This is a genomic window from Paenibacillus shenyangensis (assembly GCF_000346635.1).
Lineage (GTDB): Bacteria > Bacillota > Bacilli > Paenibacillales > Paenibacillaceae > Saccharibacillus > Saccharibacillus dauci.
Window position 1 is genome coordinate 37693 of record NZ_AOIG01000009.1, and the last position, 14246, is coordinate 51938.

The following is a 14246-nucleotide window of genomic DNA, read 5'->3' on the forward strand; positions in this document are numbered from 1 at the left end:
AACATAAATTCACCAAGTATGGATTTTGAAATACTATAGCCTATAGCCGCAGCAAAGCCCCTGCCTGATAATACCAGACAGGGGCTTTGCTGCATTCTGCATGAATAAATAGCGGCGCGGATAACTACTTGTGCAACCAATCTTTTACACAAAATAGGGCAACACAATAGCTCCATAGGTAAAAGCCGCCAAAATTACAAAAGCCGGATGAATCTTGCGAATCTGCATCGCCCAGAAGGCTACCAGCGCAATACCGAGCGTCTGCCATAGCCCGATAGAACCGTACGATTCATCTGCCAGCTGCCAGGTCAGTACCAGCATCATGACTGCAATAACCGGCTGTACCAGCAAAGTGAGTCCTTTGACTACCGGCGAAGAGCGATGTTTCTGCAGTAGACGCAGCAGGATAATCATCGCTGCCGCCGAAGGTACGATGGTTGCCAGAAGAGCAATTAATAGACCCGGAATACCTGCCACATCAAAGCCGACAAAAGCAGCGATTTTGGTCGCGATAGGTCCCGGCAGCGTATTGCCGAGTGCCAGCACATTGGAGAATGCTGTATCATCCAGCCAGTGGTAATGGGTGACGATTTCGTTGTACATCAGCGGAATCGAAGCCGGACCTCCACCATAGCCAAGCACATTGGCAAGGAAAAATCCCCATAGCAGACGCAGCCATTCCAGCCAGTCATTCACAAGTGACATCAGCGCTCACCTCCGTCGATACGCCGCTTTCGCAGATGCTGTACCAGCCTGAAGTGAAAAGCGCCATAGACCAGGAATGCCGCAATCACGATAGCTGCATGAACATTTAGCAGCTGCAGCAAAATAAACACGATCACAAACAAAATAATACCGAGCGTCTTGCCGAGTCCTTTGACCGCCTTTTCACCAAATTCATAAGCCATGACCCCCAACATAACGGCAATTACCGGTACGACGGCAGCGATCATGCCCTGAATAATCTTGGAGCTGTTCAAGTACGCAACGGCGGACAAAAGTACGATCATGGCAATGGACGAAGGCAGAATATGTGCCAGTACAGCCAGAATCGCGCCCGGAATTCCTTTGCCACGGTAGCCCAGATAAGCAGCCATCTTGGTAGCGATCGGTCCGGGAAGCGCATTGCCCAGCGCCAGAATTTCGCCAAATTCATCGTCGCTGATCCAATGGTAACGGGTGACGGCTTCGTACCGGAATAATGGCATGACCGATGGTCCTCCGCCGTAGCCGAGTACACCGGTACGGATCATCGCCCAGCTCAGTTCGCTGTAGGTCGCCTGACGATAAGACGGGGCATCGGCAGAGGCCGGAGAGGGGGAAGCGTGTGTATTCATTACGTCATAACCTCATTCCCATCCGGCTCTTGTAGCGTGTAATCAGCACCTGACAGTCCACACTCATAATACCCGGCATATTATATAATTTCTCGCGCAAAAAAGTCTCCATTTCCTGATTATCCTTGAACAGTCCATGCATATGCAGCTTGCTTGGCCCTGTCATATGATAGAGACTCGTTACAAACGGTTCTTCGGCCAGCTGATCCGCGGTCTCGTGCAGATGCTTGGGCTCTACCTCGACATTAAAAAAGGCCGAGACGGCGATGCCGATTTTGGCTGGATTAATAACAGCTGCAAAACGCTCAATCGTTCCATTCTCCATCAGTGCATTCACGCGCGCCTGTACGGCAACCCGTGACAGACCGATATCCTTGGCCAGATCGGTATAGGATATACGTCCATTCTGGTTAAGAATAGCAATAATCTTGCGGTCAATCTCATCAATATGGTTCTCCTGCATGCCGCCGGAGGATTTGGATTGGCTCATTATATTCACTCCCGGATAGTCAGCTGTTCGTTAGTGCATGGTGCACAATTATCGAATGGCTGGAATAATAACGATACAACTTTCTTTTTGTTCAGAAAATAATACTTTTAATTACAATATGGATAAATATATAATGTTTAATAATCGTTTTCAATATTAAAATGAAATTCGGCTTACGTTTGATCAGGTGGCTGTGCTGCCGTTAACCGACTATAGGGGAGGAACCCGTATGACGTCTGAGTGGAATGCATTTGTAAATGAGCAGTTTACGCTAACACGGAACCAGAACGGCAAAGGTTTGCTAAGCGGGTTAACCTTTGGGGTCAAGGATGTATTTGCACTGGAAGGTTATACTTCGGGCGCCGGCAATCCGGACTGGCTGCGTACTCATGAGCCCTCTTCTACTACTGCGCCAGCAATTCGGAGTCTGCTGCATGCAGGCGCTGTGCTAAAAGGCACTACTCATACGGATGAATTGATGTACAGTCTGAATGGACAAAATGTTCATTATGGTACACCGGTTAATCCCCGGGCAGCAGATCGGATTCCAGGCGGTTCTTCCAGCGGTTCGGCTGTAGCGGTAGCCGCCGGTCTGCGTGATTTTGCTATTGGTACAGATACGGGAGGATCGGTGCGGATTCCTTCGTCTTACTGCGGAATCTATGGGATGCGTCCGACGCATGATGCGGTATCAATGAAAGGTGTTATTCCGCTGGCAGCGGGCTTTGACACGGTAGGGTGGATGGCAAATACGGCAGAACTGTTGCATGATGTAGGACAGGTTCTGCTGGCGGCTGATCCACTGCAGACTGCGCCGGATAGCGACGATTTTGCCAAGGTGTATTTACCAAGGGAAGCCTGGGATATTACGGAAGAAGGTACACGCACATTGCTGCTTGGAGCAGCACATGAACTGCTGTCCAGACTGACAGGATATCCATCCGCCGGTGAATGGATCTCTATCGCGCCGGAAGGACTCGGTACGTGGATGACTGCATTTCGCAGCGTACAGGGGATTCAGATCTGGGAACAGCACCGGGAATGGATCGAGCAGGTACAGCCTGTATTTGCTCCCGATATAGCTGATCGATTCGCCTGGGCGAGTATGCTTAAGCGTGAGGAACAGAGCGAAGCATTTACCAAAATGAATACAGTGCGTGATTCGCTGCGAACGCTGCTTGGCACCGATAGTTTGATGATCCTGCCAACTGCTACAGGTCCGGCGCCATCGCTGCATATTCAGGGTGAAGACAGTGAGCGCCGCCGTTCCCAGACCATGCAGCTCTCATCGATAGCCGGTCTGGCCGGTCTGCCACAGATTACTATACCGACAGGCACGATAGATGGAGCACCAGTCGGCCTGTCGATCATTGCCGGAGCACATCAGGATCTGCGTCTGCTGCAGTGGGTACGTGAGAGTGCGATCATAACATCATAAATGGACAAGAAGGATCGTTAGCATTTGTGCAACGATCCTTCTTTTCATTCGTTAAGTTGTCTTTCTATAGATTTGTCAGTTTGCGAGTGTGAATTCTATTCATTTAGACCTCTGCTGTGCGGCTCGTTGTTTGAACAAAGATAAAATGATCATCTGGACTCCAAACGTGCAGATGGTCAGCAATATAACCGCGTAGCCATAAGACACCATTGATTTTTCTAAGATAAAATCCCTTTGGAAACTCTTCGTCTTCAGTCAGTATCCTCGAGGCAATGGTAACAGAGCCGGCCGGCGCTCTATGCTGCTGAACTGGCTGATCCCCATAATTTTCTGGCTGATCAAGATACGCCAATCTTAGATGAGGTCCCAGCTCTAACGGGCACAATGCCAAACCCGATTCGTCTGCTCTATCAAAGATCTGATCTATTGTAGCTCCCTCAGGAAAACCTAATTGACCAACAGTGAGTTCTACAGTCGGCAGACTGTATTTGATATCAGAAGTTGTGAATTTATTATCGGTTATTAATGTTTTTCCCAATTCATTCATCATTATAGAGTGCTGCTGCAGCTTATGGAGCAGCTGCGTTTTTGTCAGTCCGCCAATTTCTACGATACGCTTGATCTGCTTGCAATCAGGATAGTTTCTGTTTTCACTGTACACTTTTAATCACTCCTGACAAATGGGATTGAATCCTCAGTATATTCAAAGATACAGGTAGTATGAACATATATAAATCCTGTAGTTGACAGTAGATAGGTATGATTATATAATCACAATGGAATATACACCTAATTACTATTGGTAACTATTATTGATAGTTATGAATTCAGTCATCCTGTTTATAATTCCTGACTTAAAATATCCCGAGGAGTGGTTATGATGTCTAATATGGTCAAACCGGAAACAATTCAGGTAATGGAAGAACGTCATTCGGTCAAAGTATACGAAAAAGGCTATATTATTCCGCAAGAAGACATGGAGACGATCCTGTCTGCTGCGAATGCCGCTCCTTCCGCATGGAATCTGCAGCACTGGAAATTCCTCGTAATTGATGATGAAGCCAAAAAGCAGGAACTGCTGCCTATCGCCTACAATCAGTCCCAGATCAGTGACAGTTCTTTTGTCGTAGCGGTACTGGGTGACCTGGAAGCGAACCGTAATGCAGCCCCTGTCTATGATTCCCTGGTGGAAGCCGGCTCTATGACACAAGAGATTCGCGATACACTGGTTAACCAGATCAATGGCGCATACCAGAGTTCTGATGTAGCACGTGACAGTGCCAACCGCAATGCTTCTTATGCAGCGATGAACCTGATGCTGGCTGCCAAAGCACTTGGTTATGATACTTGTCCAATGGGTGGATTTGACGCTGCTGCATTCATGGAACATTTCAATGTGCCTGCACGTTATATTCCAACACTGTTGATCTCTGTCGGTAAAGCGGCGAAGCCTGCTTATGCGTCAGGTCGTTTTTCCCTGGAAGAAGCAGTTATCAAAAATTCATTCTGATTTCATAGTGTAATAAAGATTATAAATGACCTGGCCCTATCGGACGCCAGGTTTTTTTATTCGTTTTCTGTAAAGCCTGCCAACTGATCCGGAGTGCATTTGCGCATAAATGAAGAACATGTAACAGATACTGGAAGATATCCGGTTATAATGTAGAGGGTCTGCATCAATGAACTATTTGCTTCAACAGACCGTAACTATATATGGGTTCTGTCGCATAGGTCCGCCTAGGGCAGTTTTCCATGAATACCTTTTGTATGAAAGGCTGGATATCATGCTGGTTAATCTGTTGAACAATTTAACATTAATGACTACTTTCCTGTTCCTCTGCAATCTGCTGCTGAACAAGATTCAGGAAAGCTTCCCTCGGTATAGCCGTACTTTTCCTTATATTACAGGAGTTTTGCTTGGACTGCTGGGGCTTGGACTTATGATCTTCAACGTTAATGCACCCGGTGGTTTTCATCTGGATCTGCGTGTGCTGGCTATTATTAGTGCGGTTTATATGTCGGGTCGTTTGGCAGGAGCTATCAGTCTGATAATTCTGCTGATCGGACGATTTGTACTGCTGGATATAAGCAATACAGCCGGACTATATGCCGGAATAGCAATGCTCATTCTTGCTTTTGTGCTTTCGGGTGCTTTATTTGACGGGAAACATAATCACTCTTGGAAGCGGTGGGCTATTGTTGTCGGAAGCAGCATGATTTTGCCCGGTCTACCTGTATATATGACGTATGACGGCAATATTATGCTGCCATTTTTGCTCGTTATGTTTGTTTATACGCTTGGTGGGTTATTTACGTATCTACTGCTGACTTATCTGAGCCGTTCGAATCGATCTATTTATCTGCTCAAGGAAAGCGCCAGTCGTGACTATCTGACCGGACTGCATAATCCACGGGCATTTGAAGCGATCTTTGAGCAAAAGGTGCTGCATGCGACGCGTACCGGGGAGCCGTTTGCCCTGCTGATGCTGGATATTGATCATTTCAAATCAGTAAATGATACATATGGTCATAGTGCAGGGGACGCTGTATTGGCGGGAATGGGAGAGCTGCTGCATCATTTTGTCCGTTCCTCGGATGATTGTGCACGCAAAGGTGGAGAAGAGTTTGTCGTGTTGCTGCACTGCTGCAGTTACAATCAGGCCCGGCAGGCAGGTGAACGCCTGCGCCAGCAGATTGAACAGCATGTCTTCCTGCTGCCGGATGGTCAGCAGCTGAGAATTACTGCTTCGATCGGAGTATCTGTTTTTCCGGATCGATCAGCAGAGGAACTGTTGGATGAGGCGGATCAGGCACTATACCGGGCCAAACACGAAGGACGCAACCGGGTATGTGCAGCCGGTATATGAAGCAAATGAAAGGGCACCTGTACGCGTTTTTTGACAGGTGGTTATACAGCACGGGATAATAGATGTGAAGACAAGTATTCATTACAAGGAGGTGAACCAAAGTCTAATCCTAGACTTTGGAACATAATGAAAATTACAGATACAATAGAAGTTATTGAACTCAAGTTAAAATATGGCGAGCATGAAATGGTCATTCATCCGGTAGTAATCTATGAAGGAGATCAGGCCGTATTGATTGATACTGGAGTTCCGGGTGGCTACAATACCATGATGCAGCATATTCGTCCAGGATCCACGATAAGTTCCGTTATTCTGACACATCAGGATCTTGATCATGTGGGTACTCTGCCACAGCTGCTGGATGCGGCACCCGGCAAGCTGAATGTCTATGCGCATATCGGTGATCAGCCGACGATTGACGGAAGAGCACCATTTCTCAAAGCTTCACCGGAACGCTTGAAAGGGATGCTGTCTGAACTACCGGAGTCGGAGCGCGATGCATTTTATTCGGTCTTCTCGCCGGAGACGCCGGGCAATGTAACCCATACCCTGCATGGCGGGGAATTGCTGCCATTCGCAGGTGGTCTTCAGGTTATTCACACACCGGGACATACGCCGGGTCATATCAGCCTGTACCATCCTGCGAGCAAAACGCTGATTACTGCGGATGCCATGGCTATCGATGAGGGTCAGCTGATGGGGCCAGTGCCTAATTTCACACCGAATATAGATCAGGCACTGCAATCACTGAACGCGTTTCGCGAGCTCGATATAGATACTGTCGTCTGCTATCATGGTGGATTGTTCCGTGGCGATTTGCAGCAGCGGCTGGATGAGCTGGTACCATCTTCGTGAGCAGCTGCTTCCCGTGGCTGAGCTGGGGATATACTCTGCTGCTGGCACTGGTTGGCGGTCTCCTGTTCAAATGGTTTAATCTGCCGGTGCCTTGGCTGCTTGGTCCGATGATTCTGATATTTATCGGCTCCCGATTGCTCCGCGGGCGCAGGCTGCAGCTGGCCTGGCCCGCAGCAGCAAGAGATGCCGGTACGATCATCGTTGGCTATTCGCTGGGATTATCACTGACATTCTCTACTCTATCCCGGATCGGGCAGCAGCTACCGTCAATGATCGTTATGACGGTGCTGCTGCTTTTGTTTTCTACGGCGACCGCTTATCTGATTTCCCGGTGGACACGTATTCCTTTTCCGACTGTACTGATCGGCAGTATTCCCGGCGGGCTCACCCAGATGGTACTGCTGGCACAGGAGCTGAAAGGCATTGACCTGACAGTCGTTACCTTCCTGCAGGTATCCCGGCTGATGATGATCGTCATTTTTGTGCCGCTGCTGATTTTTAGTCCACTATTTGGCGTGGATCTGAATACGGTCACAGAGGCGATTACCCATTCTTCGCCGGGCTGGTCATCATTGCCCCCGACGATCTGGCTGTTTGTTGTTGTCTGTCCTGTCGCGGCAGTGATCGGCAAGCGGTTTAATTTTCCGACAGCCTATATGCTTCTGCCTATGCTGGTCACGGCAGTCATCCAGCTGGTCGGCATCCCGGGTCCTGCACTTCCGGCATCTATACTGGATGCGGCGCAGCTGATGATTGGCAGCTCGATCGGGCTGATGCTGCATCCCGAGCAGCTGGAACGCAAATTGCAGATGACTATACTCGCTGTCGGCAGCGGGGTAGTACTGCTGAGTTTTGCCTGTGTTATGAGTATTATTCTGATCCAGTGGCATCATCTTACACCGGCGACAGCACTGCTCAGTATGGCTCCCGGCGGCATGGACCAGATGGGGATTATTGCGCATGAGGTCAGTGCCGATATTGCTACAGTAAGCTGCTATCAATTGTTCCGTACACTGCTGATTTTCCTGGCTGTCCCGACCTTTTTGCGTATGTTTATCCGTAGGATATCGATGCACTGATGATTCATCCCCTCGCAGAATCGGTATTAATTAGAGAATGAATACGCCTGCTGCATCATATAGAAGCAGGCAGGCGAATACGGATACGAGAGGGGAATAATCATGTCGGTAACCGATAATCAGGTATGGATGTACATTGGTACATACGCAGGCAAGGAAGAAGCCGGTATACATGTCGCTGTAATGAATCAGGAAACAGGAGAGCTGCATATCACCTCGGAGACAGCTGGAGTAGAGAATCCATCTTACTTGGCGTTGTCTGCGGATGGTCGCCATCTCTATGCAGCATGTGAGATCGATGAAGGAGAGATTGCTGCCTATACGATCGACGAGCAGACCCATGAGCTGCATCTGATCGATCGCAAAGCTACCGGTGGTGGTGCGCCATGCTATGTGCAGCTGACACCCAATGGAGAGCATCTGCTGGTCGCCAACTATAGCGGCAAAAATGCCAACATTTTCCCGGTACAAGAAGATGGGAGTCTTGGCGAAATGAGCGGCGAAGTCCATCATGAAGGCAGTGGTACGCATCCCGAACGCCAGGATGCTCCACATCTTCATTCTGCCGTATCCTCTTTGGATAGCGGGATGGCTTATGTATCCGATCTGGGCTTGGATCAGATTGTCAGCTATGCGATCGAGAATGGTGCACTGGTCAAAGCCGGCGTAACCGAACTCCCGCCGCAATCCGGACCGCGTCATCTGGTATTTCATCCGAATGGACAGCTTGCCTATGGTATTAACGAGCTGAACAGTACAGTCACTTCGTATGCCCGTAATATCGAGAATGGCGTCTTGGAGATTCTGGGGACCGTATCGACATTGCCGGACGATTTCGAGGGCGAAAATACAGGCGGTGATATTCGTCTGTCCCTGTGCGGTCGCCATGTGTACGCGTCCAATCGTGGACATGACAGTCTCGTCCACTATCATATCGATGAGCAATCCGGCGAGCTGACACCTGTAGAATGGGTACCTGTCAAAGGGAAAACACCGCGTAATTTTGCCGTTGTGCCTGGTGGTTATGTACTCGTCTGCAATCAGGACAGCAATAATATCGCCCAGTTTGCCGCTGAACCGGATACCGGCCGTCTGACGCCTACCGGACACGAACTGACGCTGAATCGTCCAGTCTGCCTGATGGCGGATCTGAATGAAGTAGAAGGCTGATTGGATTACGATTCAGCAGACTATTTTTAATAAAGTTTCCTGTTTAACTTATCAAAAAAGGTGCAGTATCTGAATAACCCGATCCAGGTTATGGCAGATACTGCACCTTTTTATTCATATTCTCCGGCATAGGGACGTTCCTTGCGCTTGGGTTCCCGGGTGAGCCGGTATCCGGCGGCATACATCAGCACCTGCGCAACCAGAATATACGGCGCAGCTGTTAGTCCGAGAAGATGCAGTAGAGCCAGCCCGCAAATCATCAGCGTCACGATGACAAAGGAAGCCCGGCGTCCGCTTTCGCGGAATTCGGCGCTAATCACACCGTACAGCAGTAGCAGCGCTCCGCTGCAGGACACAAACCGCAGGATAGCAAATAATGATGCAGGCGGTCCCGGCAGTACCGCATTGTACAACTCGGCAATTAGCTGCCAGCAGAAGATCATCTCTACAATCAGCGCTGTGAATGGCAGCAATGGACGGAGAGTTACCCAGTACAGCATCCCCCAGCGAGGATGCTCGCCGCGTGTCAGCAATCCGCTGCGCTCCCGGGCCAGCCGACTGATCTCCATCTCGAGTGTACGATAGAGCAGCAGTGTGGACTGCCGATCCGGACGCTGCAGATATTCGTCAACCCGCTTCACTAGCTCATCCGAAGCATACGGAGCCGCCTTACAGCCCAGAATGGTTGCTGAAGCTGAACTCTCATCATTGGTCACCTTATAGGAATTAGCTACAGCGACAGACTGCGTAGCAGCAGGCATAACAACAGCCGGATACAGTTGTCCGGCTGCTTGGGTAAAATAATCCAGACTGGATTGAATCCGGCGCATGCGTTCCCGATCCGTACTTTGCCGCTGTCTGGCAGACAGGCCGTACGTCAGGGCAAGTAACGCCAATCCGGCAAGACTGACCGTAACTAGCAGTGCCGGATAATGTTGAAGCAATGTCCATTCCAGTGATCCCACCCGATTCACTCCTTTATTGATCCATTGATACGAATGATATGGTTATGCTGATGATATCACTATTTATGATACAAGAACAGGTGGGAGACTATCACTTTCTGACTCAGTAACGACGATAACGATCCGTGCTGCGGGTTCCAGTGACTGCGATAGATTCGATCAGCAGCAGAACGGCAGCGATACAGTGCATGATCCAGCCAAGGAATGGAATCCAGGCAAGTGCCGAAGTAATCACACCAAAAGCGTTCCCGAACGGCGAGCGCCCAAGACGTACCGCGAGTACCAGCGCCACCAGATGCAGGACAAAAGCGATAAACAGCGGCGAATATCCATAAGAGATCACGAATGTTCCGCCTATGATTGGAATTGCCATCAACGCCTCCAGCGCAAAGGTAACCCATTTTAATACAGGCAATGCGGTTGACATGATATCAGCTTCCTTTCCGAAATAGATCTACATCAAACCGACAGTATGATAAAATACTCACTCCTATTCTATTAAACGAAAAATCCGCTTTTGAGTTTCAAAATACAGCAGAGATTCTGACTGCGGCAAGCCCGCATGACGGATTTCTCCATTTCTGTATAAAGTGTTTCCACAAAAAGCACGGTTTGTCTGTACCTGATCGATAAACAATATTGGCTTTGCGTCAATTGCTGGTATACTAAATTATGGACTGGAATTGTAATGATTATAAATAGACAATTATTCATATAAATGGGAACCTGATCACGATATCAGAATGCCAGCAGGAAAGGAGGAATCCAGATGGCGTATAATAGCCGTTTTGCCGTAGCGATTCATACACTGTCTTTGCTTGATTCCACAGAAGGACGCATTACGTCAGAGATGATCGCAGGCAGCGTCAATACCAATCCGGTGGTCATCCGCCGTATGATTAGCCAGTTAACCAAATCAGGCCTGCTGCGTACCCAGCCGGGAGTAGCGGGTGCACAGCTGACACGTCCCGCCGGCGAGATTACGCTGCTCGATATTTACCGGGCGACGCAGAACGATGCGCGGGATGAATTGTTTGCGATCCACGATAATCCCAATCTTAATTGCGAGATTGGACGCAATATCCAGCAGGAGCTGGAGCAGGTATTTGCCCGTGCAAAGCGTGCGATGGAACAGGAGCTGGAGCAGATTACACTGCACCAGATTACGACAGATATCCAGCAGATGGAAGAAGTTCGCCAGGCAATTCAGAGCTGAAACTGAATCAGCAGCTGATGCCAGGGGTATGTAAAAAACAGAAACAGGCTTAATCGTTCATGACGGAAAGGATGAATAACAATGAAAGTAATTATTATTGGTGCAACAGGCACAATTGGACAGCGTCTCGTACAGGAGGGGCTGCGCCGCAAGTATGAAGTGACCGCAGCTACACGCGATTCTTCCAAAATTGATTCTACTACGGAGCGTCTGCATGCCATTCGGATGAATGTCATGGAGCCTGCCAGCGTTGAAGCGGCAGTAGCTGGCCATGATGTAGTGATCACGGCATTCGGTCCACAGTTTGGACAGGAGTCCGAACTGCCGGAGGCGGCACGTTCTATTGTAGAAGGCATGAAAAATGCCGGTGTATCCCGGCTCGTAATTGTTGGCGGAGCAGGCAGTCTCGAAGTGGAACCAGGCGTACGTCTGATGGACACGCCGGATTTCCCGGCAGAGATCAAGCCGCTTGCGCTGGCTCATGTGGAAGCTTATGAGGTCTATCGTCATAGCGATCTGGACTGGACCTATGTCAGCCCGGCCAGCTGGATCGAGCCAGGCAAACGTACAGGCAATTTCCGTATCGGTACATCCCGTCTGATCACGGATGATGATGGAGCCAGCCGTATCTCTGCGGAGGATTACGCAGCTGCATTGTTCGATGAAGTAGAAGATCCACAGTTTGTTCACGACCGTTTTACGGTAGCTTACTGATCCGCCAGTTAGCTAGCAAAAAGTGTAGTTGACCAGATCTTATTTAAAATGGATACTTTGGAAAATAACAAGCAGCAAGGATCCGATTTATTAGCAGATCCTTGCTGCTTATTTAATATGTTCAGTAAGGTAAGCAGGATACTCTCGGCATAAAATAAAAAAATATTTTCTCGCTAAAAAGAGAAAGGTTTTTTTATTTGACAGCATTATCAGCTAATCCTGCAAATCTCATTTGTTTTCGCTGAACAAACCTACTTTTTGTATACCTGCAATTACGGTTATATAGTAAGAGAACGTCTTATACGGTGAATCAGGAAAGGAGCAGAACCATGTACATTGTAACAGCGCAGCAGATGCGTGATCTGGATCAATATACGATTGAACAGCTGGGAATTCCGGCGATGTCCCTGATGGAGAGTGCAGGCAAAGCGATTGCGGAGGAAGTGATTGCCTGGTGCGGCGGACAGCAGGATGAGCAGGCTGATGTGCCGCGCGGACGGGCACTGACCAATGAAGGAGGCATCCGCAGCGATGAGAAAGTCATTCCGGACCGCTCCCGTCAGCACTGGCTCGTACTGGTGGGCAAAGGCAATAACGGTGGAGATGGACTGGTTGCTGCCCGTTATCTGACCGATGCCGGTATAGCCGTAACGCTGCTGTATGCCCATGATCCACAAGAACTGACAGGAGACGCAGCACTTCAGCGGGATGCTGCGCAGCGCTCAGGTATTCCTCATCTGGTCTGGAATGAAAAGTGGAATCTGCATTCGCAAGAATCTGATCCTGGTGCAAAGGGAATCCGTACCGATCATGCCGCTTCACAATCAGAAGAGGTATTCTCCAGTCATTGGAGCCGCTATACCGGTATTATCGATGCTCTGCTTGGCACAGGCAGCAAGGGAGAACCCCGCGAACCGTATGCATCGATAATCCGATCCGCTAACACATCGGGTAAACCGATTATTGCTGCAGATATTCCGAGCGGCCTGAACGCAGATACTGGAGAGCTGGCAGACAACTGTATTCAAGCCAAATTGACAGTCTGTCTGGCCTTTCTCAAGCAGGGACTTACCCAGTATCCCGGCGCTGGAGCAGCCGGTGAAGTAGTTGTGCGTTCTATAGGGATTCCGCGCTCTACAGCTCAGCAGGCTGGATTACGCAACCATCTGATCACGGATGATGTGCTGCAGGATGTGCTGAAGATCGATACGAGCCGTTCCCGGGCGATTGATGGTCATAAGGGGACATATGGTCATGTGATGGTGATTGGCGGGAGTATGAATATGAGTGGTGCCGGATTGATGGCTTCGCGTTCTGCGCTCCGTATCGGGAGTGGTCTGGTAACATGGGCTCTGCCGGAGCAGCTGATGAAGCATATGGTTGGGCATGTGCCTGAACTGATGATGATCCCTGCTTCCCAGGACCCGGATGGACAATGGAAAGCCGATACTGCACGAACAATCATCGAGCAGACTGCCAAAGCGGATGTACTCGCAATCGGTCCGGGACTGGGCCGATTCGAACAGGATGGAGAATGGCTCCGTACCTTGTGGGAAGAGACCGAGCAACCCTGGGTACTGGATGCAGACGGACTGAACATATTATCCGAAGCCGGAGGATTGTCTCATTGGTCCCGCCGCACGGCAGATACGGTACTGACACCGCATCCTGGGGAAATGGCAAGGCTGGCTGGTGTATCCACTGCGGATATTCAGCGCAACCGGATCGGTATCGCTCGTGACTTTGCCCAAGAGCATGGCGTAGTGCTGGTACTCAAAGGTGCGCGAACAATCGTCGCTTCGCCGCAGGGAGATATACTGGTGAACACTACCGGTCATCCGGGTATGGCTACCGGCGGTTCGGGAGATGTACTGACTGGCATTATCTCCGGACTCATGGCCCAGGGACTAAGTGGACTGCAGGCAGCTGCTTTTGGTGTACATTTGCATGGACATGCCGGAGAAGAAGCCGCCCGCAAGCGGACGGGTCACCCGGCGTCCCTACTGGCAGGTGATATTATCGAATCGTTGTAACGACTAAATCAGACCCTATACATCAAAGCATCCTCCCGTACCGCTGCAAAGTACTCAGCGAACAGGAGGATGCTTTATTTCT

At 49.5% G+C, this 14246-nt stretch carries 15 protein-coding genes; 9 read left to right on the forward strand and 6 right to left on the reverse strand.

Features of this window, described 5'->3' with window-relative positions; genetic code table 11:
- Positions 1 to 144 precede the first annotated feature (144 nt).
- The 3 genes from chrA to chrS are packed head-to-tail and all read right to left on the reverse strand — an operon-like array spanning position 145 to position 1827.
- Positions 145 to 705: a chromate efflux transporter ChrA gene (chrA, locus tag H065_RS0108005; RefSeq protein WP_017812517.1), complete on the reverse strand. Its 561-nt coding sequence runs from the start codon at positions 703 to 705 to the stop codon at positions 145 to 147.
- Positions 705 to 1337, reverse strand: coding sequence for a chromate efflux transporter ChrB (gene chrB / locus H065_RS0108010; RefSeq protein WP_017812518.1), 633 nt, complete (start codon positions 1335 to 1337; stop codon positions 705 to 707). Before chrB ends, chrA begins: the two co-directional genes overlap by 1 nt.
- Before the next feature lie 4 nt (positions 1338 to 1341).
- Positions 1342 to 1827, reverse strand: a complete 486-nt coding sequence (chrS, locus tag H065_RS0108015) for a chromate efflux transcriptional regulator ChrS (RefSeq protein ID WP_017812519.1) — start codon at positions 1825 to 1827, stop codon at positions 1342 to 1344.
- A gap of 229 nt (positions 1828 to 2056) precedes the next feature.
- Between chrS and H065_RS0108020 the strand changes: the two genes are divergently transcribed.
- The gene (locus H065_RS0108020; protein WP_017812520.1) at positions 2057 to 3265 is read left to right on the forward strand and encodes an amidase; all 1209 of its coding nucleotides are present in this window, start codon (positions 2057 to 2059) and stop codon (positions 3263 to 3265) included.
- A gap of 103 nt (positions 3266 to 3368) precedes the next feature.
- Here the strand turns inward: H065_RS0108020 and H065_RS0108025 are convergent, their stop codons facing one another.
- Entirely contained in the window at positions 3369 to 3926 is a 558-nt protein-coding gene (locus H065_RS0108025; protein WP_017812521.1) for a hypothetical protein, read from the reverse strand.
- Between the two features lie 219 nt (positions 3927 to 4145).
- Between H065_RS0108025 and H065_RS0108030 the strand changes: the two genes are divergently transcribed.
- The 5 genes from H065_RS0108030 (at position 4146) to H065_RS0108050 (ending at position 9236) form a co-directional block, all read left to right on the forward strand.
- Positions 4146 to 4775 carry a nitroreductase family protein gene (locus tag H065_RS0108030; RefSeq protein WP_017812522.1) on the forward strand — a complete coding sequence of 210 codons (630 nt, stop codon included), beginning with the start codon at positions 4146 to 4148 and terminating at the stop codon, positions 4773 to 4775.
- 289 nt (positions 4776 to 5064) lie between these two features.
- Positions 5065 to 6132, forward strand: a complete 1068-nt coding sequence (locus H065_RS0108035; protein WP_193746769.1) for a GGDEF domain-containing protein — start codon at positions 5065 to 5067, stop codon at positions 6130 to 6132.
- Between the two features lie 126 nt (positions 6133 to 6258).
- Positions 6259 to 6987, forward strand: a complete 729-nt coding sequence (locus H065_RS0108040) for an MBL fold metallo-hydrolase (protein ID WP_017812524.1) — start codon at positions 6259 to 6261, stop codon at positions 6985 to 6987.
- A complete protein-coding gene (locus tag H065_RS0108045; protein WP_017812525.1) occupies positions 6984 to 8066 on the forward strand; it encodes an AbrB family transcriptional regulator in 1083 nt (360 codons plus the stop codon). The genes H065_RS0108040 and H065_RS0108045 overlap by 4 nt, the downstream gene beginning before the upstream one ends.
- A 102-nt stretch (positions 8067 to 8168) precedes the next feature.
- Positions 8169 to 9236 carry a lactonase family protein gene (locus tag H065_RS0108050; protein WP_017812526.1) on the forward strand — a complete coding sequence of 356 codons (1068 nt, stop codon included), beginning with the start codon at positions 8169 to 8171 and terminating at the stop codon, positions 9234 to 9236.
- Between the two features lie 110 nt (positions 9237 to 9346).
- Here H065_RS0108050 and H065_RS0108055 read toward each other — a convergent pair whose 3' ends face one another.
- Entirely contained in the window at positions 9347 to 10201 is an 855-nt protein-coding gene (locus tag H065_RS0108055; RefSeq protein WP_017812527.1) for a hypothetical protein, read from the reverse strand.
- Between the two features lie 103 nt (positions 10202 to 10304).
- Positions 10305 to 10628 carry a hypothetical protein gene (locus H065_RS0108060; RefSeq protein WP_017812528.1) on the reverse strand — a complete coding sequence of 108 codons (324 nt, stop codon included), beginning with the start codon at positions 10626 to 10628 and terminating at the stop codon, positions 10305 to 10307.
- Between the two features lie 342 nt (positions 10629 to 10970).
- Between H065_RS0108060 and H065_RS25510 the strand changes: the two genes are divergently transcribed.
- From H065_RS25510 to H065_RS0108075, 3 genes are all read left to right on the forward strand, one after another.
- A complete protein-coding gene (locus tag H065_RS25510) occupies positions 10971 to 11417 on the forward strand; it encodes an Rrf2 family transcriptional regulator (protein WP_017812529.1) in 447 nt (148 codons plus the stop codon).
- An 81-nt stretch (positions 11418 to 11498) separates the two neighbouring features.
- A complete protein-coding gene (locus tag H065_RS0108070) occupies positions 11499 to 12131 on the forward strand; it encodes an NAD(P)-dependent oxidoreductase (protein ID WP_017812530.1) in 633 nt (210 codons plus the stop codon).
- Positions 12132 to 12460: 329 nt separating this feature from the next.
- Complete coding sequence (locus tag H065_RS0108075; protein ID WP_017812531.1) at positions 12461 to 14164, forward strand: bifunctional ADP-dependent NAD(P)H-hydrate dehydratase/NAD(P)H-hydrate epimerase; 1704 nt, start codon at positions 12461 to 12463, stop codon at positions 14162 to 14164.
- Positions 14165 to 14246 lie beyond the last annotated feature (82 nt).